At 58.6% G+C, this 22,403-nt stretch carries 18 protein-coding genes; 11 read left to right on the top strand and 7 right to left on the bottom strand.

Annotated features, from left to right (window positions below; all coding sequences use genetic code 11):
- Positions 1-2 precede the first annotated feature (2 nt).
- The gene (locus KCN53_RS00725) at positions 3-671 is read right to left on the bottom strand and encodes a GntR family transcriptional regulator (RefSeq protein ID WP_143712196.1); all 669 of its coding nucleotides are present in this window, start codon (positions 669-671) and stop codon (positions 3-5) included.
- Positions 672-841: 170 nt separating this feature from the next.
- Between KCN53_RS00725 and KCN53_RS00720 the strand changes: the two genes are divergently transcribed.
- Positions 842-1,654, top strand: a complete 813-nt coding sequence (locus KCN53_RS00720) for a TauD/TfdA dioxygenase family protein (protein WP_088711915.1) — start codon at positions 842-844, stop codon at positions 1,652-1,654.
- Positions 1,655-1,725: 71 nt separating this feature from the next.
- On the opposite strand, the gene KCN53_RS00715 is transcribed toward KCN53_RS00720, so the two are convergent.
- On the bottom strand, positions 1,726-2,994 hold the full coding sequence (locus KCN53_RS00715) for an MFS transporter (RefSeq protein ID WP_224199275.1): 1,269 nt from the start codon (positions 2,992-2,994) through the stop codon (positions 1,726-1,728).
- Between the two features lie 86 nt (positions 2,995-3,080).
- Positions 3,081-5,393 (bottom strand): TonB-dependent receptor, encoded by a 2,313-nt coding sequence (locus KCN53_RS00710; protein ID WP_088711916.1) that lies wholly within the window; start codon positions 5,391-5,393, stop codon positions 3,081-3,083.
- Between the two features lie 363 nt (positions 5,394-5,756).
- On the opposite strand from KCN53_RS00710, the gene KCN53_RS00705 reads away from it, so the two are divergent.
- From KCN53_RS00705 to KCN53_RS00670, 8 genes are all read left to right on the top strand, one after another.
- Positions 5,757-7,082: a tannase/feruloyl esterase family alpha/beta hydrolase gene (locus KCN53_RS00705; RefSeq protein WP_088711917.1), complete on the top strand. Its 1,326-nt coding sequence runs from the start codon at positions 5,757-5,759 to the stop codon at positions 7,080-7,082.
- Entirely contained in the window at positions 7,024-7,824 is an 801-nt protein-coding gene (locus tag KCN53_RS00700) for an asparaginase (protein WP_172406194.1), read from the top strand. Before KCN53_RS00705 ends, KCN53_RS00700 begins: the two co-directional genes overlap by 59 nt.
- A 137-nt stretch (positions 7,825-7,961) precedes the next feature.
- Positions 7,962-8,591, top strand: a complete 630-nt coding sequence (paoA, locus tag KCN53_RS00695) for an aldehyde dehydrogenase iron-sulfur subunit PaoA (protein ID WP_088713368.1) — start codon at positions 7,962-7,964, stop codon at positions 8,589-8,591.
- Between the two features lie 3 nt (positions 8,592-8,594).
- Positions 8,595-9,545, top strand: coding sequence for an FAD binding domain-containing protein (locus KCN53_RS00690; protein ID WP_088711919.1), 951 nt, complete (start codon positions 8,595-8,597; stop codon positions 9,543-9,545).
- Positions 9,546-9,548: 3 nt separating this feature from the next.
- Positions 9,549-11,765: an aldehyde oxidoreductase molybdenum-binding subunit PaoC gene (gene paoC, locus KCN53_RS00685; protein ID WP_088711920.1), complete on the top strand. Its 2,217-nt coding sequence runs from the start codon at positions 9,549-9,551 to the stop codon at positions 11,763-11,765.
- 201 nt (positions 11,766-11,966) lie between these two features.
- Positions 11,967-12,308 carry a plasmid mobilization protein gene (locus tag KCN53_RS00680; protein WP_207790597.1) on the top strand — a complete coding sequence of 114 codons (342 nt, stop codon included), beginning with the start codon at positions 11,967-11,969 and terminating at the stop codon, positions 12,306-12,308.
- A 50-nt stretch (positions 12,309-12,358) separates the two neighbouring features.
- Complete coding sequence (locus KCN53_RS16220) at positions 12,359-12,841, top strand: relaxase/mobilization nuclease domain-containing protein (protein ID WP_088711922.1); 483 nt, start codon at positions 12,359-12,361, stop codon at positions 12,839-12,841.
- Positions 12,750-13,550, top strand: coding sequence for a hypothetical protein (locus KCN53_RS00670; RefSeq protein WP_143712197.1), 801 nt, complete (start codon positions 12,750-12,752; stop codon positions 13,548-13,550). Before KCN53_RS16220 ends, KCN53_RS00670 begins: the two co-directional genes overlap by 92 nt.
- Before the next feature lie 152 nt (positions 13,551-13,702).
- On the opposite strand, the gene KCN53_RS00665 is transcribed toward KCN53_RS00670, so the two are convergent.
- The 4 genes from KCN53_RS00665 to KCN53_RS00650 all read right to left on the bottom strand — a co-directional run bounded on the left by KCN53_RS00665 (position 13,703) and on the right by KCN53_RS00650 (position 20,752).
- Complete coding sequence (locus KCN53_RS00665) at positions 13,703-14,884, bottom strand: GIY-YIG nuclease family protein (RefSeq protein WP_088711924.1); 1,182 nt, start codon at positions 14,882-14,884, stop codon at positions 13,703-13,705.
- 3 nt (positions 14,885-14,887) lie between these two features.
- Positions 14,888-16,885, bottom strand: coding sequence for a DEAD/DEAH box helicase (locus KCN53_RS00660; RefSeq protein WP_088711925.1), 1,998 nt, complete (start codon positions 16,883-16,885; stop codon positions 14,888-14,890).
- A complete protein-coding gene (locus KCN53_RS00655; protein ID WP_088711926.1) occupies positions 16,878-19,592 on the bottom strand; it encodes a class I SAM-dependent DNA methyltransferase in 2,715 nt (904 codons plus the stop codon). Before KCN53_RS00655 ends, KCN53_RS00660 begins: the two co-directional genes overlap by 8 nt.
- Before the next feature lie 827 nt (positions 19,593-20,419).
- Positions 20,420-20,752, bottom strand: coding sequence for a hypothetical protein (locus KCN53_RS00650; RefSeq protein WP_088711927.1), 333 nt, complete (start codon positions 20,750-20,752; stop codon positions 20,420-20,422).
- Positions 20,753-20,887: 135 nt separating this feature from the next.
- On the opposite strand from KCN53_RS00650, the gene KCN53_RS00645 reads away from it, so the two are divergent.
- Both KCN53_RS00645 and KCN53_RS00640 read left to right on the top strand, forming a co-directional pair.
- Complete coding sequence (locus tag KCN53_RS00645; protein ID WP_088711928.1) at positions 20,888-21,523, top strand: hypothetical protein; 636 nt, start codon at positions 20,888-20,890, stop codon at positions 21,521-21,523.
- A gap of 185 nt (positions 21,524-21,708) precedes the next feature.
- Entirely contained in the window at positions 21,709-22,374 is a 666-nt protein-coding gene (locus tag KCN53_RS00640; protein WP_143712198.1) for a hypothetical protein, read from the top strand.
- Positions 22,375-22,403 lie beyond the last annotated feature (29 nt).

Genomic DNA, 22,403 nt, shown 5'->3' with positions numbered 1-22,403 from the left:
GCTCAGCTCTCAGCGCTCGGCAAATCCCGATAGAAGCTGCGCACCCGTTCCAGGAAGCGCCGGGTCTGCGCTTCCGCGCGGTCAGGGTCGTTTTGCGTCAGCGCGTCGATCAGTTCGCGGTCTCCCGACAGCGTCACTTCGCGGTTGTCGCGGTCTTCATAAAGCTGGGCTCTTGCGCGGCGAAAGCTGTCGTCCACCATTTCGTTATGATGCGCGAGGACGGCATTGCCGCACTGTGTCCGAAGGAACTGGCGAAACTCCTTCTGCGCCGTGGCGAACGCCCGGGGCCGGTTGTTCCTGTGCGCCGTCAGGGCCTTCGCATAGAGCCGCTCCAGCCCCGCATCGCGCTCGGAAGAAGGGCGTGTCGCCACCCCGCGAACCATGGCCACGTCGAGGAGTTCGCGCACGGCGAGCCGGTCGGCGATGTCCTCCTGGCTGTCCATGAGCATGGCGTAGCCTCGGCCGGACTTCGCGACGAACCCTTCCCGGGCAAGCTGGACCAGAGCCTCACGAATGGGAGTCCGAGACACGCCGTAGCGCTCGGCCAGCTCGACCTCGACCAGACGCGAACCTGCATCGAACGCCCCGGTGCGAATGTCGTCGCGCAGCTTCTGATAGACCCGGTCCCGCAGCGTCCCCTGCCGGACGATTCGGTCGCTCGTTCGCGCCAATTCCAAAACCCCTTTGCCCTGAATCGTTACTGCCTTGCCCTCGGCATCGCAATTCACAAGCCTCAACAAATTGTTTGTATGCTGTATACAATGGTTGCGGCAAGCGCTGGCCGGATATAGTGTATGACAATATGATTTTAGAACTGGAAGAATAGGGAATTCTGCGGACCATGAGTTACGAGACTTTGACGGCGGAGCCGCTTACGCCGACGATCGGGGCGGTCGTTCAGGGCGTCGACCTGACCCAGCCGCTGTCCAACGCGCAGGTCGAGGACCTGCACGGGGCGCTGGCAGAGCATCAGGTCATCTTCTTTCGCGACCAGCAGCTTGACCCGGTGTCGCTGAAGCGCGTCGGTCAGCATTTCGGTGCCCTGCAGCGCCACGCGCTGAAGGGACTTCCGGATCATCCCGAAGTTCGGAAGCTGCACGCCGACGAAACGTCGAAGCATGTCGCCGGCGAGGAATGGCATACTGACATGTCGTGCGCCGAAAAGCCGCCCATGGGCAGTATCCTTTATCTCCATACCTTGCCGAAGCTGGGCGGGGACACGGTCTTCGCCAGCATGTATGCGGCCTATGACGCTCTGTCCGACCGCATGAAGGACTATCTCGAGGGGCTGACGGCCACTCATGACGGCCGGCTGGCTTTCGGCCGCTTCGACCCGAAAGGCGACTATCCGATCGCGACGCACCCGGTCATTCGGGCGCACCCGGTCACGGGACGCAAGGTCATCTATGTGAACCCGGGCTTCACGAGTCATATCAATGAGCTGTCGAAACAGGAAAGCGATGCGATCCTGCGCTTCCTGTTCCAGCACTGCGCGAACGAGTATTTCCAGGTGCGTTTTCGCTGGGAGCCGCACTCGGTGGCCTTCTGGGACAATCGCTGCACCTGGCATCTGGCGGTGTGGGACTATTTCCCGCAGCTCCGCTCCGGCTACCGCGTTCAGATCGAGGATGGGGACGTCCCCAAAGCTGCATAGCCCAAGTGGGTGTGCGAGCGAGCGGGCCCCGGATCGGCTTAGCCGGTCCGGGGCCTTTCTTTGGCGCTCGGTCAGGTCAGCGAGATGGCGCCGCCGCGGCGCTGCTCTTCATAGGGCTTGAGCAGCAGCACGAGGAGGTTTGCGGCAATGCAGATGGGCACGCCGAGCGCCAGGATCGCATCGTAGGACCCGGTGGCGTCGAAGACCATGCCGAAGGCGAGCGGCCCCAGGCCCATGGCCACCATGACCGCGGAAAACAGCACGGAGAAGATCTGCGCGAAACAACGAAGTCCGAAATATCGGCTCGTCAGATAGGCGAGCATATCCACCTCGGCGCCCAGGCTGCCGCCCAGTAGCACGGCGGTCAGGATCAGAAGGATCGGCGGTGCCGGCAAGGCGAGCACCAGCAGACCGACCGCCGACAGCGAGAAGAAGAGGAGGGCGATCCGCCGGGCATCGAACCTGTCGATCAGGAAGCCGATCAGCAAACGCCCGCCGAATGCCGCCAGTCCGAAGATGGACGCAATGGCCGCCGCTTCGCCGCTTTCGATGCCCCGGTCGGTGAGCATCGGGACAAGGTGGGGAATCAGCCCGTAAAGGACGAAGGCGAGCCCGACGAAGATCAGCCCGAGAACCCAGAAGTCGCGCGAGCGCAGCGCGTCGGTGACGCTCATGCCGACATCGGTTCTCGACGCTTCGCCTTCATGGGCGTGGCTGCCGCCATCGACCGACAGGCCCATGTCGGCCGGCTGCTCGCGGAGCACGAATATCGCGAGGGGCAGCGTCACGAGAAGGAGGATGAGGGCAAGGCCCACATAGCCGCCCTGCCAGCCGAAGCGCCCGACGAGCAGTTCGGTGACGATGGGAACATAGGCAAAACCGAGGCCGGTTCCGCTCCCGGCCACGCCGATGGCGAGCCCGCGAGAGCGGTCGAACCAGCATGTCAGGATGCGCATATAGGGAACCGAGTTGGTGCCGACGGCGACCGTGCCCATGGCCAGGTAGACCGCGATGAACTGCCAGTAGGCGGTCACGAATGGCATTGCGCCGAGGCACGCGGCGAGAAGTACGATCGACGGCAGCAGAACCCGTTTGGGGCCGAACTGGTCCACTAGCCGGCCCGCAACCGGCAATGTCACGGCGGTCGACAGCATCATCACCGAGACCGCGAAACTGATCTCGGTACGGCTCCAGCCATAGGCTTGCGACAACGGTTCGGCGAACAGGCCCATCGACGCCAGGCCGAAGGCGGCCGGCCCCGACGAGATGCCGAACAGGCAGACGGCGACGATCACCCAACCATAGAAAATACGTGGCGGGCGCGAAGAGGTGTCAGTCACTCTGGTTACTCGAACTGGTGTGGAAGCGCAGGGGTCGTAGCCCCGAAGGGCGCGCGCCGGGACCGGCCTGGTCCCGGCGCGCCCTGTCAGAAGTCAAAGGACGCCCGCAAGCCGATTGTGCGCGGCCGGGTCGTGTAGACGCGGTAGCCGTCTCCGCTGATGCGCAGCCCGATCTGGGGCACGGTATCGAGGATATTGTCGACGAACAGGCTGACATCGGCATGGTTGTCGAAGCGCACGCCGACTTGGCCATTCAGGAGGAAATAGTCGTCCAGCTCGGCATAGTTCGGATCACTGTCGTTGAAGCTGGTGGCCGACTCTCCGCGATAGTTGAAGTCGGTGGAGACGTAGCCTTCGACGGTCGAGGAAATTTCCCCTTCATAGCCTAGCTGGCCGGCGAAGGCCCATTTCGGCGAGTAGGGAAGCGTGTCGCCGTCGAGGCCCGCCACCTCGGCCGTCGACGGCATGTCTTCTGCCAGCGTCGAGTCGGTATAGGTCACCCCAAAACTGGTCGAGAGGCCCTTGGCCGGCTGGGCATTGATCTGCAATTCCACGCCGTTCACCTCGGTTTTGCCGGCATTGGAAATATAGACGAACGTACCGCCCGGGTCGGTCACGGAGATCTGCTGATTGCTCCAGTCGATGTGGTAGAGGGCAAGTTCGACATACAGCAGGCGGTCGAGCAGCCAGCTCTTTGCGCCGATTTCATAGTTCCACAGCTCGTCCGCCTCATATTGGGCGGGAACGGTGATGCCCTGATCCGCTGCGGCCGCGGCGTTGTTGGCACCGCCGGGGCGAAAGCCGGACGCGACGCGGCCGTAGAAGGTGGTGGCCGTCGTAGCTTCCCATGCCAGCGCGAAATTATAGCTGACCTTGTCCTCGCTCTCGTCCGTGTCGAGGGTCAGGACCTCCTCGGTCTGCACGGGCGAGGTGGGGAAGCGCAGACCCTGGGTCTGGATGGTCTGCTCGCGAATGTCGGCCTTGTAGTAGCGGGCGCCCACCGTACCCGTCAGGCCCGGGATGATCTCCAGGTTCGCTTCTCCGAAGACGGCATATTGGTCGGTGTCGACCGAGCCGTAACCGGAGTTGATGTCGGCGGCACCGAAGCCGAGCGCGCGGCATTCGCGTGCGTCGATGCACGGCGGCAGACCGGTATCCTCGTCGGCAACGAGCGCAGCGGTCGATTCGTCGACCCGCTGCTCGCCGTAGAAGCCTCCCAAAAGGAGCTGAAAGGGACCGGCGAAATCAGAGGAAAAACGCACTTCGCTGGTCCAGTTGGTCAGCTCCTGCCCTTCGACATAGGCCAGGTCGACCGGAATGCCGAAGCGGATCGCGGTCGGCGTGCTGTCGCGGCGCTGCAGCATGTCGCGTTCGAAATAGCTGCTCGTCGCCGTCAGGGTCCCGACGCCGACATCGACATCGGCGACGGCGCTGTAGAGGTCGATATTGTCGTCAAACGTCTCAACGGTCGGCGACGTGGCGTTATACGCGCCCTGGTCGAACTCGAAATATTGCGATCCGTCGGCGCCGGTTTCCTGGTGCAGCGCGGTGAAGGTCAGTGTCACCGCATCGGTTGGCTCAGCCAGGAAGATCGCCCGGCCGCCCCACACATCGCTATCGTTCACATCCTCGGCAGGGCGGTCGCCGATGCGGTCGATATAGCCGCCGCCGCTATTTCCCCAGACGACGGCGCGCACGCCGGCCGCGCCGCTGACGATCGGCGCGTCTAGAAATGCTTCGCCGCGCAGGAGGCCGTTGCCGTCCTCGACTAGCGCACCCGAGCCTGTGGCGCCGCCGCGAAACTCGTAAAGGTTCGGCTTGTTCGCGATCACCCGCACCGTACCGCTCATGGAGCTGGCGCCGAAGATCGTGCCCTGCGGCCCCTTCAGGACTTCGACCCGCTCGACGTCGTGGAGCTGGATATTGGGTTGGTTGTCGCTGCCGCCGTCGAGGCCGAGGCCGGTGATGATCGCTTCGTCGTAATACAGGCCGACCGTCGGCTTTCCGGCGGAGGAAATACCGCGCAGCACGATCTGATTGTCGCCGACGCCGCGATTGTTCACCTGAACCGACGGGTTGAGCCGGGCAAAGCTTTCGAAGCTATAGGCCGCCGCGTCGTCGACCGCCTCCCCGTCCACCGCGGTGATCGCGAGCGGGAGGTCCTGGGTCGATGCCTCGCGCCGGGTGGCGGTCACGACGATCGCGCCGCCCTGCGAATAGCTTGCCACCTGCGACCCGCCCGCTGCGGCCGGTGCGTCGATGGCGCTATCGGGCGCCTCCGCGGCTGCCTCCTGCGCGTACGCTGCAGATGCGAAGGTCAGTGTCGCCGCTGCGATCGCCAGCGCCGAACCGTTCAGCCTGACAGCGCGTCCGATGGACTGGCGAACCAAGATATTCATTTCGATACTCTCCCTTGCACCCCGCTACTGGCTTCCGTCGCAAGCGACGATCAGCCGTCTCCGATGTATACAGGATGCAGAATAAGCCAGCCGCAAGGTGCGTCAATATGTATTATGTATGACAATAAGACGAAGTGATGCAAAATTGCTGCACTTGCGAGAATATGGCTTGTTTCTGTTCCGAAAGGGAGGCGAGGCGTTCGCTCGGGATCGTCAAGGATGTCCGCGATTGGGCGGGTCACCGCGATATTGCCAGTTCGTCGTATTGTATGACATGAAAGACCGAACCGGCCGGCGGAGAGGTTCAGGCTCGTCGGCTGGGTCGAGGGAAAGCGCGCAAGGCGCCAGGCATAGGAGATTGTGATGGGTACAGTCGGTTCATTGTTGCGGTGGTTGCTGCCAGCTTTCATCCTGACGACGGCAGGCGCGGCAACTGCCGCCCAGGCGCCGCGCGCGCCCACCGATGCCGGGCTGGGTTCCACGTCAGATTGCGCGCGCTTCATGCGCACGGATCTCGGCGGCCTCGACTATCCGGCAATGCTGATGAGCTCTGAGATCGTCGAGGCGACCGACAGCCTGCCGGCCTTTTGCCGAGTGACCGGTGTCATCGAACCGCAGGTGCAGTTCGAGATGCGCCTGCCGCTGGCCTGGAACGGGCGCTATTATCAGCGCGGCTGCGGCGGGTTCTGCGGCGTCATCAGCATCGAGAAGTGCGCGCCGGCGCTGGCCGGAGACTTCGTGGTGGCCGCAAACAATATGGGCCATGTGGGAATGGTGGTGAAGGACCCTGTCTGGGGAACGTCCCCCGACCTCAGGCTCGACTATGGGTCGCTATCGACGCACAAACTGGCCGTCGTCGCGAAGGCCGTGACGGAGCTCTTTTACGGCAGGCGCCCCGCCTACAGCTACCTGGAGGGCTGTTCGACCGGCGGGCGCGAGGGACTCGGGTCGGCGCAGGACTATCCGGACGACTTCGACGGCATCGTTGCCGGCGACCCCGCCTTTCCCGGTCGGCTCGGCGCACTCGCGAACAACTGGGATGCACGTCACCTGCTGCGCCCCGATGGCTCCTCGGTCCTGACGGCGGAAGCCCAGGCGCTGCTGGCCGGCGCGGTCATGAGCGCCTGCGACGGCCTCGACGGCCTGGAGGACGGGATCATCATGGATCCGCGCGAATGCGCCTTCGAACCCGCCACTCTCGAATGTTCGGGTGCGGCCTCCCCCTCTTGCCTGACCGCCGAGCAGGTCGCGGCGGCCGAGGCGCTGTATCAAGGCCCGCGCAACTCGGCGGGCGAAGACCTGATGCCGGGTGCCACGCCTCATGGCAGCGAACTGTCGTGGAGCGGGGCCGGCCGGCTGGCGCTGGCGGGCGGCTACCTGCGCTACCTCGCCTTCGAGGAAAATCCTCCGGCCGACTGGAACTGGCGCGACTTCGACTTCGATGCCGATGTCGAGAAGGTCGAGGCGTCTGCCGCGCTGTACGACCCGGTCGCGCCCTATGAAGCGCCCGATCTCGGCGCCTTTCACCGCCGGGGCGGCAAGCTGATCGCCTATCATGGCTGGGCGGACGCGGGCGTCAGACCGCGCCCGCTGCTCGATGACGCGGCTTGGCCTCGGCCTCAGCGAAGAGATGAGCCTTGCCGATGCGCGTCAGGTCGTCCGCGCGGTCGAGGCGGCGGCGGCGCGTGACGACGTTGCGGGCGTGGTCGTCGCGCATGGCACCGATACGATGGAGGAGGTGTCGTTCTTGAGCGACCTGCTCGTGGGCACCGAAAAGCCGGTGGTCTTTACCGGAGCGCAGCGCGCGCCGGGAGCGCCCGGATTCGACGGCCTGGTGAACCTGCGCGATGCCTTGCATGTGGCGCTGTCTCCGGCCGGCCGCGGCCTCGGTACGGTCGTCGTGTTCGGCGGCAAGATCCTTTCCGCCCGCCATGCGGTAAAGACCGACACGAAGGCGCCGTCCGCCTTCGGTCCGGACTGGGCCGTGCTGGGCCGGGTGGACGAAGCGTCGGTCCACATCTGGGGGCGCCCGGTGCGCGGCCCTCTGCTCTCCTGCAGCGAACCGGCGCAGGATATCGAGCTTCTCACCACCGGGATCGGCATGGGCGCAGAGCTGCTGCGTCACGCCGCGCAAAGCTCGCGCGGCATTGTGCTGCAGGCGCTCGGACTCGGCAACGTACCGCCCGCCATGCTGGTCGAGGCCGAAGATATCTGTGCCGCAGGGGTCCCGCTCGTGATCGCGGCCGGGGCGGGCGCCGGCGGCACGATGCCCAGCTACCGCTCGGCGGCGCGGCTGCGCGCGGCGGGCGCGATCTTCGCGGAAAACCTTCCGGCGCGAAAGGCGCGCATCCTGCTTGCGGCCGCGCTGGCGGAGGATGGCGACGGTGTCGCGGCGGTGCAGGCCTATCTGGCAGCGATCCGCTCGCCCTGACACTCCGCCCCGACGCCCCCGACTAATGAATCATTTTCAATAGGGTACATGCCCCATCGGGGATACTCATTGCCGCTCCCGTTCGGCAGGAAAGGCGCTTATCACTTTGTGTTGAAGCCATTTGAGTGGAGGACATCATGTCTGGCCGGGATTTTCTTCGCGTAACGCGCCGAGGCGTTCTCGCGGGCGGGGTCGCGTCCGCGGCGCTGACGCGAACCGCCGCCGCGCAGGAGGGCGCCGATGCCTCCACCCGTCCGCCCGAACGAACGGATGTTCGCTTCACCGTGAACGGCAAGGCGCAGACGCTGGATCTCGATACCCGCGTCACGCTGCTCGATGCCCTCCGCGAACATCTTCACCTGACCGGGACGAAGAAGGGCTGCGACCACGGCCAGTGCGGTGCCTGCACGGTCAAGGTGAACGGGACCCGGGTGAATTCCTGTCTCAGCCTTGCCGTGATGCACGAGGGGGACGAGATCACCACCATCGAGGGCCTCGGCACGCCGGACGACCTGCATCCGATGCAGGCGGCTTTCGTCAAGCATGACGGTTATCAGTGCGGCTATTGCACGCCGGGTCAGATCTGCTCTGCCGTCGCCGTTCTGGAAGAGATCGAGCAGGGCATCCCCAGCCATGTCACCGATGACCTTACCGGTCCGATGCGGCCGACGAAGATCGAGATGCGTGAACGGATGAGCGGCAATATCTGCCGCTGCGGCGCTTATTCGAACATCGCCGACGCCATGGCCGATGTGGCGGAGGGCTAGGCGATGAGATCCTTTACCTACGAACGCGCGGTCACCCCCGCCGCGGCCGCAGCCGCCGTTGCGTCCAGCGAGGACGCGAAGTTCATCGCGGGCGGCACCAATCTCCTCGACCTGATGAAGCTGGAGATCGAGACGCCGCGCCACCTGGTCGACGTGCAGGACCTCGGTCTCGACAGGATCGAGGACACGCCGGGCGGCGGCCTGCGCATCGGAACGCTTGTCACCAACACTGCCCTCTCTGCGCATCCGCGCGTTCGCCGCGACTATGCGGTTCTGACCCGCGCCATCCAGGCCGGGGCGAGCGGCCAGCTGCGCAACAAGGCGACCACGGGCGGAAACCTGCTCCAGCGCACGCGCTGCGCCTATTTCTACGACCCGAACATGCCGTGCAACAAACGCAGGCCCGGCAGCGGCTGCGCCGCGCTTGGCGGCCATTCGCGCCAGCTGGGCGTGATTGGAACGTCGGACGCGTGCATCGCCACCTATCCGGGGGACATGGCCGTTGCCATGCGCGTGCTCGACGCAACGGTCGAGACGATCACTCCCGAGGGGCGCGAAAGGTCGATCCCGATCGCCGACTTCCATCGTCTGTGGGGAGACACGCCGCACATCGAAACGGTGCTCGAGCCGGGCGAACTGATTACCGCGGTCACCCTGCCGCGGCCTCCGGGCGGGCAGCATTTCTATCACAAGGTGCGCGACCGCCGTTCCTACGCCTTCGCGCTGGTCTCGGTGGCCGCGGTGATCCTGCCGGACGGCACCGGACGCGTCGCTTTCGGGGGCGTGGCGCCGAAGCCATGGCGCAGCGAGGCCGCCGACGCGCAGATCAGGAACGGCGCGGCAGCCGTGGTTCGAACCGCGTTCGCCGATGCGCGGCCTACCGAAGACAATGCCTTCAAGATCCCATTGGCCGAACGCACGCTCGCCGGCGTGCTGGCCGAAGCGAGGAGCTAGACCATGGATTTCAACGCTCCTGCGGGCGACAATCTGTTCGACCGCGCGACCGTCGTCGGAAAGTCGACGCCGCGTATCGATGGTCCGCTGAAGACCACTGGTACCGCTCCCTATGCCTATGAACGCCACGAGGTCGCTTCGAACGCCGCTTATGGCTGGATCGTTGGCTCCGCGATCGCGAAGGGCCGGATTTCGGCAATGAATGTGGAGGACGCGCGCCGGGCGCCGGGCGTCATTGCCGTGCTCGCCGCACCGGAGATGGAGCCCATCGGGTCGAGCAACTGGAACTACGCGCCGCTATTCGGCGGCCGCGAGGTGGCTCACTATCACCAGGCCGTCGCCTGCGTTGTGGCGGAGACGTTCGAACAGGCCCGCGCCGCTGCGGCGCTGATCCGTACGGACTATGAGCGGACAAGCGGCGAGTTCGACCTCGCGGCGGTGGCTCCGGACGCGCCCCTGGCGGGCAGCCAGGGCGGAGCCGAGGGCGGCGCCGGCGACCCGCGGACCCGCCGGGGCGATTTCGAGAGCGCCTTTGCTTCGGCTCCTGTCACTGTTGATCAGACCTATCATACGCCCGATGAGAGCCACGCGATGATGGAGCCCCACGCGACCATCGCCGCGTGGGAGGGCGATCAGCTGACGCTCTGGACGTCGAACCAGATGATCCAGTGGGCGAAGACCGGGATGGGCCAGATCCTGGGCATTTCGCCGGAAAATATCCGCGTCGATTCCCCCTACATCGGCGGCGGATTCGGCGGGAAGTTGTTCATCCGTGCGGATGCCGTCGTGGCAGCTTTGGCCTCCCGCGCTGCGAAGCGTCCGGTGAAGATCGCGCTCCAGCGTCCGCTGATGTTCAACAACACCACCCACCGTCACGCGACGATCCAGCGCATCAGGCTGGGCGCCGAGCGCGACGGACGGATCACCGCGATCGCGCATGAGAACTGGTCGGGCAACATCACCGGAACGGGCGGCGAGGACGGCACCTTGCAGACGCCGAAGCTGTACACCGCGCCGAACCGGATGACGGCCAATTATGTCGCCCAGCTCGACCTGCCCGAGGGCAATGCGATGCGCGCGCCGGGCGAAGCGCCGGGCCATATGGCGCTCGAAGTCGCGATGGACGAGCTTGCCGAGGCTCTTGGCATGGATCCGGTCGAACTGCGCCTGCGGAACGAACCGGAGGGCCGGGTTCCCGGTGATCCCGACACCCTGATCTCCGACCGCCATCTTGCCCGCTGTCTGCGCGAAGGGGCGGAGCGGTTCGGCTGGTCGGCGCGCAGTCCGACGCCGGGCGCGGTCCGGGAGGGGCGCTGGCTTATCGGCATGGGCGTCGCCGGCGGTTACCGCGCGGCGCCGGCACGGCAGTCGGCTGCCTTTGTCAGGCTGGGTGCGGACGGCCGCCTCGTCGTTGAAACCGACATGACCGACATCGGTACGGGAAGCTATACCATCATCGCCCAGACCGCCGCGGAAACGATGGGCGTCCCGCTCGACCGGGTAACGGTCGAGCTAGGCGACTCCCGCTATCCGGTCTCGGCTGGCTCCGGCGGGCAGTGGGGTGCGGCCAGTTCGACGGCGGGCGTCTACGCGGCCTGCGTCAACCTGCGCCGCGCGATCGGCGAGAAGCTGGGATTCGACGGCGACGCCGCCACGTTCGCCGACGGCTCGATCCGGGCCGGCGGGCGCAGCTTCGCGCTCACCGACGCCGGGCGCGTCAGCGCCGATGGTGAGATGACCTATGGCGACTTCAAGCGCGACTATGATGTCGGGACCTATGCCGGCCATTTCTGCGAAGTCGCGGTCGATGCCTATACCGGCGAGACCTATATCCGCCGTATGCTTGCGGTGTGCGATGCGGGCCGCATCCTCAACCCGCTGTCGGCGCGCAGCCAGGTCATCGGGGCCATGGTGATGGCGGCAGGCGCGGCGCTGACGGAGGAACTCGCGGTCGACACGCGCTTCGGCTATTTCGTCAATCACGACCTTGCCGGTTACGAGGTGCCGGTCCATGCCGACATTCCGCATCAGGAGGTCGTCTTCCTCGATACGCTCGATCCGATCATCTCGCCGATGAAGGCGAAGGGCGTGGGGGAGCTTGGTATCTGCGGACCGGCGGCGGCGGTCGCGAACGCGATCTACAACGCGACCGGAGTGCGGATTCGCGAATATCCCCTGACGCTCGACAAATATCTGGACCGGCTTCCGACGCCGGTCTGATCCGCGTTAGGTGATGGTGCGCCCGGAAGGAGAAACTTCGAACGCGCTATTCGACACTCTGGCTGAGTGGAATGACCATCTCAAATCCTCTGACTTGAAAGGACCTACCGGGCCGAAACCGTGAGGGGGTCGTCTCGCGATCCCTTCAACAGCGCGGCTGTCGGACAGCCGAGCGCTCCCGACTATGGGAAGCCGGTCTCAGTGCGTTTCACTGATGAGGAACGTGCGGAACTTGAACGCAAAGCGGGCGATCTGACTCTCAGCGCATACATCCGCTATCGCTGTATTGGTGATGCCGCCCCTGCTCATCGGACTCGGGGAAAGCGCCCCGTTAAAGACCATGAAGCACTGGCGCGCGTTCTGGGTGCACTTGGACGCTCCCAGCTTTCAAACAATCTGAATCAACTGGCTCGTGCCGCGAATAGCGGCACGCTGGGATTACCACATGAAACGCAGGCAGCGATTGAAGATGCCTCGAACGACATCGCCTTTATCCGTGAAGCATTGATTGAAGCGCTCGGGCTGCGGGATTCGGGGCCGTGATTTTCGTTGGCAACTCGCGAGCCAACGGGCAAAATCTAGCCCGCCACTTGATGAGCCCTGAGAATGAGCACGTCACGGTCCAGGAAATCTCAGGATTTGCTGGTGATGACCTGTCAAGCGCATTCAAAGAAGCGGAAGCTATGGCGCGAGGCACGCGGTGCCAGAAATATCTTTTCTCGCTTAGCCTCAATCCCCCGGCCTCACAAAAGGTCGGAACCGAAACCTTTTTGCAAACCATTTCACAGGCGGAAGAAAGGTTAGGTTTGCAAGGGCAGCCGCGCGCTATCGTCTTTCACGAAAAAGGCGATCGCAGGCACTGCCATGTCGTTTGGAGCCGAATCAACAGCGAGGAAATGAGGGCAATTCCTCTCTCATTCACGAAGCGAAAGTTGATGGAGCTGTCCAAGGAAATCTATTTGGAGCATGGATGGCAAATGCCTGATGGCTTCATCCAGCCGTCCTTGCGCGATCCCAAAAAGTCTCTCGCTAGCCGAATGGCAGCAAGCAAAGCGCGTAGGGCAGGATGCTCGTGAACTCAAGGCGATCTTCCAGTCTTGCTGGAAACAATCAGACGATCAGCGATCGTTTGCCCGCGCACTTCAGGAACATGGCCTCGCACTGGCCAAGGGTGATCAGCGTGGATTTGTTGCGACCGACCTCAATGGCGAAGTCTATGCCATTGCGCGCTTTTGCGGCGTCAGAACCAAAGACGTTCGGCAACGGCTGGGGCATCCCGAAACATTGCCTTCAGTCTCTTCAGCCAAGGAGGCTTTGGCAAAATCTGTCTTGCCTGGTGTCGAGAAGCTTAGGCAGGCTGAGGCTCGCAAGCTCGCCCAGGTCAAAGAGCATCAAAAAAAGCTTCTATGGCAGCTGACCGAGAAACATCAGGGAGAACGGAAGTCTCTGCTCGAACGGCACCAGGCGCGCTCCTTTGCCGAACTGAAGGCAAGACAGGACCGCTTCAATAAAGGACTTCGTGGCCTCTTTGATAGAATTACTGGAGCGTACGGCAAGACGAAGAAGCAAAATGAGCTTGAAGCCTACGAGGCTTTTAAGCGAGATCAGACCGAACGCGACAAGCTGGTTTACAGACAGCTTGGAGAAAAGCGTGACCATCTGAAACGCCAGCGCGACATTCTGCAAAAGGCTCAACAGCTCGGACGCGATCTGAAGAAGGACCTGAAGAACCTGCGCGACGATAGGGAGAATGATCGTTCAATGCGCGATGGTCCGCATAGATAAAGTACGACGCGATGAACCTTGCCTTCAACTCAGATTAGACTCCGGTTCAGACAAGTGGACACGCCTACATTAGTCTGGCCCATGAGGCAGCTCATCAGCCGCGATGAGCAACGAGCATCAAATCTGAAACGCAATGCAGGCCAAACCTAGAGTCAGAGGGTGGGAAGCCTTTCAATTTGCCCCGTATCGCCGTTGAAACGATAATTTGTGATAGTGCCATCAATTAAGCGCCTCACAGCTTCATCAATGCTCTCAACAGTTAGTAAAAACCATTCTCTCGGGCGGACTGATTTTCCAAAGCGGTCCTTGATCTCGATGTCGAGGCACGCTGAGGCAAAAAACTTATGGATTAGGTTTTCGAGTTTTACGCGATCGATATTGTAGAGGGAGTAAGTTTTGACAGGCTGAACTGGAGCCATGAGAAAGGTAGGATCGTCTTTCGCATTTTGTATGCGAGTTTCAATTCGGCTCTTCGTGAAGCCAATCTTGAACAAAGTGCCGTCTAAATCTTTAATCTGAGGGTCTTCTGAGAGGCTTTTCACGACGTACAAAATGCCAGTCTGCGTATCACCTTCCTCTGGCTTATCCGAGAAAAGCGGACCAGCCTCGATTTCTGTCACCCGACGTCCATGAGGGTCTTTATACAATTCGGTTGCCAGTGAGCGAAGTAGGTTATTTCCTTCCGTGCCGTTCCCAAAAATCAGGCGAAGACGGGCATTGCGTTTTCCATTCCGTATGTGGGGGTCGTGAACCTCAGCAACATAAACCATGATGCCGTTCAAAATGAAGAACTGACCCGCACCGATCTCCTGCTCATTGGCAAATTTGCGTGTTTTCCGCCGTCCCGATTTGATGTCGGCTGCGCATTCGTCAAACAACGGCTTGAATTGCTCAAATTCCTCACACTGCTTTCGTTCTGAAACTCTATCTGGCCGTGCCTTAGGCGGCTGTGCATGTTTGTATTCGAAGATAACATCAGAAGGAGTGCTTAAAATGTCGTCATCTTCGGCCAAGATATCATCCAGCGATTTTGGCGTCTCAATAACTTTCGATTCAGACAGTAGCCCGTGCTTGTCAATCAATGACAGCTCAGCGAGATAATCAGAATTGGATGAGATGCTATTCAAGCTAATTTGCAAGCTACGCTCAGAGACGGAAGGTTTCTCACCCTCCCCTGGGACGCGACCATACCTGTCAATGAAGGCGTTTATCTCTTCAAATTTTGCTCGAACTCGGTCGGCGTCAGTGGTGACATTGGAACTGCCAAGTTTGACGTTCAGCAAACCAAGCTCGTCATCTTCTTCAAAAATGTCATCAAGCGAGCGTTTTGGCATAACTTAGCTACCTAGAGCCTCACGCATTTTCTTCTTCTTGGCTTCACGTATCCACGCCAAGCCTTCTGCCATGCGGCGCTCCAGCGGGTTGGCGCTTGATAAGCTTGGTTCTCTGCCATTATCTTTTGTGAACGCTTTAATGCGCGGATAAAGAGTTACCGCCTCATCTTCAGTCATCGGTATTTTCTTCGCCGTGATCGTCTCATGAATACGCTTGAGAACATCGGCCGTTACCGATTTAGACATTACCTCATACGCAAGCTGAAATGGATTGATGGTGTCGATAAGGTCGATGTCGAGGTCTTCGATCTTGATGAATTTTTCAGCCATTTTGACAAAGCGCGTATTCGACTCTTGATCCTGCTCGGGAAGACCGCTTGGGTTCGAACCTTTCAAGAGCGCATTCGTCACGACATGCTGCCTGACCTCCTCGACCTCATCCTCGGTCAGATCAGGATATTTTGTCTCGATTACCTTGGGGATATAAACCTGATTGACGACCTCGGGCGGGATTTCCTCAGGGTTCATAGCCGCTTTCAAAACACGCTCGTCTTGGAAGATTGCCGCTGTCAGATCGGCTATATCATTCTCTAAAATCTGATACGTGCAGTTTGAGGATGGTTCGCGAAGCCCATTAATCGCAATCGTACTTTCATCAAAGGTGTATTCGATATCGACCGTCTTGGAGCCTCCATCTACATCGTCATCTGATGGTCTAGTTTTGAATTTGAAATTCGGTGCCAGCACTTGTTCCATCAACAACGAACATGCGATGGCCTTGAGCATGTCGTTTACTGCGTTGGTGACAACTTCAGCGCTGGTATCAGGCTCAGCAATCAGGTTTGTGAATTGAGCATGGGATTTGCCAGGGGCATCTCTAGTCGCTCGTCCGATAATTTGGATTATCTCAGTGAGGGAACCGCGATAGCCAACGGTCAGCGCGTGTTCGCAATAAATCCAATCGAAGCCTTCCTTAGCCATCCCAAGCGCGATGATGATGTCAACGTCTTCGGGCTTTTCGATATGCCGCAGGGCGTTGATAACAACGTCCCTCGTTTTCAACTCATCTTCAACCAAGTCAGCAACTTTGAGAATGTTGCCGTTGGCTTGCTTAACATGGTGGAAGCCCGTTTTGGGATCAGTCTCGACCACTTCGCCAAGCAGGTCGATTATGCGATCAACCTCGTCATATTTTTCCTTGGTGGACTCACCTGCATTCACATTCGGAATATGGATGATGGTCTTCTTGCTTGGGTCAAGAACTTCGGCAATCGCCTCAAGATAGCGACCACGATAAAAATGATATCCAATCCCTAGGGTTCGGAGATGCGAATAGCCATTGAGCTGCTCGTAGTAGGTGTAGCTAACTCGAGTGAACTTCTCTTCATCCTCCGCGCGCAATACGGGCAGCCTGTCACCGCGAAAATATGAGCCTGTCATAGCGACAATGTGAACATTGCCATCGGCCATCAGCGTCCTGACAACTTCACCCAATTTGTTGTCTGCATCAGCCGAAGCATGATGGAATTCATCGACTGCAACTAGGCAGTTGGAAAAGGGCTCAGCCCCGATTTGCTCAAATGCAAAGCGCAGAGTTGCATGGGTGCAAACCAAGACCTCTGCGTCAGATGCCATAAATTCCGCAAAGGCCTTCACTTTGCTCGCAGAGCCATCGCCCCCAGGTGTGCAAAGGTTCCAACGGTCATCCACCTGCCAGTCACGATAGAAACCATGCGACGTCAAATCAGTGGATTTGAACGATGATCCAATCGAGCGTTCTGGTACTGCAACGATGACTTTGCGCACGCCCTGATTTTCGAGTTTGTCCAAACCAATGAACATTAACGCTCGGGATTTTCCTGATGCTGGCGGAGCCTTCACCAGCAGATATTGTGCGCCTCTATCTTGATAAGCGCGCTCCTGCATTGCCCGCATACCCATGGCATTTGATTTTTGGCTATCTCCCGTTTGACCATAGGTGATGTTTACAAAATCAGGCATTCGCCCTCACTTTCTTTTTATCGTTTTTGGCGGTCATCTCCGCATACATTTTGAAGAGGTGTTCAAGTCGTTCAGTATCGTCCTTGAATGGACGACCGATATAAATTTTCTCTAGCGTGTCATCCAAGAGGCCGTGACATTCTTTTAATCCATTCGGCATGGTCTTTGGATCGTAGAGCCATGCTAGCGAAGCGCCTGCATGGCTTTCCCTTTCTTGTAAGATTTGCCACCCAATGTTTTCTAATTCAGAAAGTTGGCGACCTTCCAGTTTCGGCAGCGGGAAGGCATTATAGCCCATAGTATTTGAATACCGATAATCGGATTTTAGTTTGCCACAAACTGCCTTTACCCACGTAATGTGCATTAGGCTGCTCAGTATCGCAAAAACCGCGATGCTGCCCTCATAGATTGCAAAAGCAGAATCTAGGACGATCCCTTGGTCAGAGACCAGGCCCACGGGCAGATACTTTCTTCGATCCGTAGTCACTCTAGGAATAACTATGACGTGCTCCGCATCACAATTGCCTTGTACTTGACGAAATCTGTAAGCGAACTTTGCAAAATCCCGCGTTGATTCTGCTTTGCTCTCCTCTCTAAATTTTCTGACCGCTTCCACCCGCTTTGCTATCTGAGGGATTTGCATTGCTTCGTCGGTAGCAGAGTCATTTATCCAAACGCACCATCTCTCGATGCCTTTTACGATCTCCTGCGACCCGTATAATCTCCTCAAGAATTTAGAGGCCTTTGGAGAGGCCTCGACGATTTCCTCGTGTTCAACTGGTGTTAGTATGAGGTTCCCACCATCGGTTGGCTTGTTTCCATAGTCCATTGTCGGGAAACCCTGTATCGGCTTTCTAGTCTTAGAAACAATTATATCTGGCATCTCAATAAGATATGGCCCGATGTTCTTTACCCGCCTCGCAATCTGATCAGAGAACAGAAGCTTAGCTGCATTGGACCTTTGTCGAATGCCGACAATTACACAGAATACAGCAGCGTTCTTGGACGCAAGGTTGCGCCAAGGAAAGGATTGATGAGCGAAAGATATCTCCAGATTTCTAGAGAAAATTAGAGGCCAAAGCAGGCCTACTGAGTCACCTTGGCACAAAGAGTTTGTTGCAACAAAAGCAGCGTGCCCGCCTGCAATGTTGATGAAATCAGAAGCCTTTAGATACCAAGCTGAAACATAGTCCAGATTCTTGTAACTGCTTGAGAAGGAGGAAAAGACCAGCTCCATATCTCTTTTTTGCTCTGCGTTTTGATAAGTGCTGCCGAGGTATGGCGGGTTTCCGCAAAGATACGTTTCTACCTCCTCGTCATCAGCGGGTGGGCAAACCTCCAGCCAGTTTTCCCTGAGAGCGTTTCCGTGAACTATGTTTCCGCCCTCAGTAAGTGGAAGCGGGGATGGCGCTTCGCCAAACATCTCTTTGAAGCGCACATTCATTTGATACTCGGCGATCCAAAGAGATAGCTTTGCAGTCTCGGCGGCGAAGTCTGCATACTCAATACCGAAGAAGTTTGAGAGTTTGATCCCGCTTTCCCAGCGGACTTTTGTCTGGCCACCCTCTAGCTCATCCTCTCGTTGGAAGATGCGCATCTCGATCTGTCGGAGTTCGCGGTAAGCGATAATCAGGAAGTTTCCCGATCCACAGGCTGGATCAAAGACGCGGATTTTTGAGATACGGTTGCGCAGCTTCTTGAGCATGGACCGCTCTTCACGATGACCATGCGCCTCTGCCAGCTCCTCCTCCAATGACATAAGGAAGAGCGGCTGCAATACCTTCATAATATTCGGGACCGAGGTATAATGCATGCCCAGATCGCCGCGCATTTCCTCATCAACCACAGCCTGGATCATTGATCCGAAAATGTCGGGATTGATTTCGCGCCAGTCGAGCTCTGATGCCTCCAACATATAACGCGTGGCACGCTTGCTGAATGTCGGAACTTCGGTCTGGTCAGCGAACAAACCGCCATTGACGAAAGGAAACGCATTGATATGCGTTGCCCCGCCATCTCTGTCACTCTCGGCAACATTCATTACATCGAAAATCTGCTTGAGAACGATGCGCAGTGAGCTGCCGTCTGGACCTCCCCACTCGGTGACCGTTTTGGAAAACAAGTTCTCAGGAATGATCCCTGTGTCTTCCGCATACATGCAAAAGAGAATTCGGGTCATGAACAGGTTCAGCTCATGCCGCTTTCCCTCGTCTGCCCACTCGGGATTGGCACGAATGATTTCATCGTGGAATTTTGCAAGACGTCCAGCCGCCTTAATGTCGGCGGGGTTTTCCTCAATTGCTTCGAATTTCTCGATGCCAGCCAACGGCAAGAAGAAATCGAAATTGTCATTCAGCTCGCCATAAGCGCAGTGAACGGACTCGTCGGCTTTGGTGTCGAATGCCGAAAATTCTGCCCCATCGGTAGAAATGAGAAAACGGGGACTCTCCGTTCGGGCAAATTTGCGTGCTTTCAGCTCTTCGAGTGTTTCGGCTGACTGTCCGCTATCGGCTGGCTGAAAGTAGTATTTCTTCTTCCATAAAAATCCGCCGAACAAATCTTGTTTGCCGTCTTGGCTATTGCGGAGCTTTGTGAGTGTGGCTTTCGGGGCGTGGTAGATTTCTGCGAACGCGAAAGGGAACTCAGCGCCGTCAAAGGGCTCTGCGACCAACTCGCTGAGTTTAAGTTCAATTTCCGCTACGTTCATTCGCTAGCTTTCATGCATTAATAGCTGTCTAGGTTATTCTGTTGATTTCACGTAAAAAAGTGAAACTTAATATACCTAAGAATGCCTCGAATATCTCACATTTGTCTAGTCTTGCGTGCTCTTTTTTTGAAGCCAATTCATATCCCTGACTGATATCCAAGCTCAAGCTTGGTTTTGGCCTACTCTGTGGCGACCTGACAGCGGATTGTCAGGTCACCCGTAGGTGATGCAACGGCCAGACGCTTGCGACATGGTTAGGTCCAGGTGGAGAGGGCATTCTCCAAAATATGGTCGGCGGTTCAGGGATTCGAAAGTCCCCGACGGCATCCAATCGGCGAACGGTTGGTCGGGGGTGTCCAGAGGGGCTGCGAAACGCCCCTTTCGGTCATGGGGTCGAGGGGAGCCGACACGCTCCCATTGTCGATGGGATTTCACAAGGGAGCTGCCGAAACGCTCCCTTTGATCTTTCTGAAAGAAGCGATGGGTTTGCAAAGGGAGAGCGAAGTCTCCCTTGCGAGTGATTGACCGACGATACGGTCTTTGGTGCGGAATATGGCTCCGACGTCTGGCAATCAGGCCAGATCCTCGGGATGCCTACTTTTCGCACCAACTGCGAGAGGGATGCAACGGGAGAGCGCTTAGCGTCTCCCTTGCCAAGGTAGCTTTGTAATACAAAGCACACCTTGCGTTCTGCCTTATCCAAGAATTGTAATACAAAAAATCTATGTAGGACAAAGCCGCCGCGCCGGTGGCCGTCTTATCTGGAAGGCAAAAAAATAGCTCCGCCGCGAACGACGGAGCCAGGTGGTACGCAGATTACTGCGAACTTATGGTTTTTTGCGCTCGTCCAGTATCTGAAGGTAGGCGTCGATAATCTGAACCCGAGGGTCTTCCATCCGCCTGCCCGACAGAAAGCCGTAGATGTTTTTTGGCTGGAGCTGCTCAGCATACACGCCCAGCTCGCCTGAGGGTTTGCAGACCCTCTTCCTATGCGCGGACACCAGGTCATGGATTTCTGCAAGAAGCGTCGGGACGCCAACGTCCAGCTCCAGCTTCCGCTCGGTCAAAGCCTGTCGAAGCGCGTCGCGCTCTGACGGGGAATAGATATATTTGACCTCAATGATTTGCTTTTCGGTATTGGCCAGACTGGTATGTAGCACTGCGCACCTCCATGCGTTTTGGATTTGATGTGCCACGCGACGTGACAGTGCCGCACCAACTATGGGTAAAATGCATTCCGGGGAAACGAACAACGAAAGAAGAGCCCGGAATTCTCGAAAAATTCCGGGAAGCAAATGGCTGAAAAAACGCAGAAAAATCGACGCTCGCGCAACGCAAAAATTTCAGAATATCGACTGCGGAAATTGGTGATGTGCTTCGCCAAAAATCTGACTGCGCGGGAAACCGCAGTGGCCACCAAGTTATCTGAGCCGACCGTCCGCCACCGCTTCATGCAAATCAGGCAATTGCTTTTCGATCATGGCCCTATGCGGGTGGACGTTCAAAATGTCGAAGGAAGGCCACCGAAAGATCGGCCTGCTAAATATATTTATGAACGCCACTACAAAGGCGTGAAACAGGAATATGCTCACCTCTTTGAAATTGAGGTGCTGAACCGAATCTTTGCGACCAAGAACGTCAACAAAGTCCATCGGTTTGCCGCGTGGAATGACGGTCACATGAAAGAGGTCATGCGGTATGTCGATTACAACAAGCTTCATGCAAAATACGACATCGTCGAAATTCTCAATGATGCTTCGGGCGTGCCGCATTCACAGCGAGAGCAAAGGCCGTTTGAACCTTTAGATTATAAGACCGACAGCCTCATTGTTGTGAACGAGCACAATATCGCGCCCGACGCGGCCTTCTTCAGGGTCATCTGGGAATTGATGCGCAAATTCCCCCTGCAAGATAATGAGGGGCAGGCTTAGCCCATTCATGGGATGCCGGGGGCCAATCCTGGTCCCGCCACCGTCAGGCATCTTCCGAGCATCAATTCAGCTCGGAGATTACATCGATGAATCACGACAATATGAAAGCAAACCGTCCGCGTGACTTTGCTCAAGCACCAGCGGGTGGGGGCAGTACGGCTGCCCCGCCACACAGAGCTCAGCCTATGCAACCGGTCGCGGTTCCGAGAAACTGGGCGCGTCTCATTCTGACGATGGGCGCTCCTGGCGTTCTGCTCTTCATCCTGCTCGGTGTGACGCAACTGGTTTTGCCGTATGATTGGAAGCCAAGCGTACTGGTGGGCAAGGCAATCGCGACATATGAGGTCACGATCCTGCGCGGCACTGTAATGGATCGCTCTCAGGCAGAGCAGCAGATTTCCGAAGCGCGCGCTGAGGGTGAACGCGCTGCCGAGCTCGCCTTTCAGGAAAAACTGAAAGAGGTGGAGCTGGCCTACAATGTCGAGCTTCAGGAAACACAAGCTCGCCTGCAAAGTGGTGTTGAGGCCTACAAGTCTCTTTATGACCGGGCGAATATGATCCAGCAGGCCGTCTATCAGATGGAAGGCACCATGCTGCAATTCCGGCAACAAGCAATTCGCGATACCCAATCGGGAAATGCCTTCATAGCTAACGCTGCTGATATCGGGTGCATTTTCATGCCCGAATTCTGCCAGGTCGGCAATCATATCCGGTCAGATATGGCCGACCAACTTAACGATGCAGGCCGTCGTGGAGCGGGCAGCCTCAGCCAAGACTATCTGCGCGGCCTCCCCGATCCTGCTCAATTTCAGGGGCAATTGCTGACGCCTTTAGAGCAGCAAGAGCGCTAGGGCTGACGTGCCCACCCAGCCGCCTCGCG

It is taken from the genome of Pacificimonas aurantium, from assembly GCF_020092905.1.
GTDB lineage: Bacteria > Pseudomonadota > Alphaproteobacteria > Sphingomonadales > Sphingomonadaceae > Pacificimonas > Pacificimonas aurantium.
This window is presented reverse-complemented; position numbering and strand designations above follow the sequence as displayed.

What these genes read in the sequence shown, in the direction of transcription:
- KCN53_RS00640 (WP_143712198.1), top strand. Translation starts at nt 21,709, where the DNA reads ATGCAACCGGTCGCGGTTCCGAGAAACTGGGCGCGTCTCATTCTGACG.
- KCN53_RS00660 (WP_088711925.1), bottom strand. Translation starts at nt 16,885, where the DNA reads ATGCCTGATTTTGTAAACATCACCTATGGTCAAACGGGAGATAGCCAA.
- KCN53_RS00720 (WP_088711915.1), top strand. Translation starts at nt 842, where the DNA reads ATGAGTTACGAGACTTTGACGGCGGAGCCGCTTACGCCGACGATCGGG.
- KCN53_RS00670 (WP_143712197.1), top strand. Translation starts at nt 12,750, where the DNA reads ATGGCTTCATCCAGCCGTCCTTGCGCGATCCCAAAAAGTCTCTCGCTA.
- KCN53_RS00705 (WP_088711917.1), top strand. Translation starts at nt 5,757, where the DNA reads ATGGGTACAGTCGGTTCATTGTTGCGGTGGTTGCTGCCAGCTTTCATC.
- paoA (WP_088713368.1), top strand. Translation starts at nt 7,962, where the DNA reads ATGTCTGGCCGGGATTTTCTTCGCGTAACGCGCCGAGGCGTTCTCGCG.
- KCN53_RS00655 (WP_088711926.1), bottom strand. Translation starts at nt 19,592, where the DNA reads ATGAACGTAGCGGAAATTGAACTTAAACTCAGCGAGTTGGTCGCAGAG.
- KCN53_RS00710 (WP_088711916.1), bottom strand. Translation starts at nt 5,393, where the DNA reads ATGAATATCTTGGTTCGCCAGTCCATCGGACGCGCTGTCAGGCTGAAC.
- KCN53_RS00665 (WP_088711924.1), bottom strand. Translation starts at nt 14,884, where the DNA reads ATGCCAAAACGCTCGCTTGATGACATTTTTGAAGAAGATGACGAGCTT.
- KCN53_RS00690 (WP_088711919.1), top strand. Translation starts at nt 8,595, where the DNA reads ATGAGATCCTTTACCTACGAACGCGCGGTCACCCCCGCCGCGGCCGCA.
- KCN53_RS16220 (WP_088711922.1), top strand. Translation starts at nt 12,359, where the DNA reads ATGAGCCCTGAGAATGAGCACGTCACGGTCCAGGAAATCTCAGGATTT.
- paoC (WP_088711920.1), top strand. Translation starts at nt 9,549, where the DNA reads ATGGATTTCAACGCTCCTGCGGGCGACAATCTGTTCGACCGCGCGACC.
- KCN53_RS00645 (WP_088711928.1), top strand. Translation starts at nt 20,888, where the DNA reads ATGGCTGAAAAAACGCAGAAAAATCGACGCTCGCGCAACGCAAAAATT.
- KCN53_RS00700 (WP_172406194.1), top strand. Translation starts at nt 7,024, where the DNA reads ATGAGCCTTGCCGATGCGCGTCAGGTCGTCCGCGCGGTCGAGGCGGCG.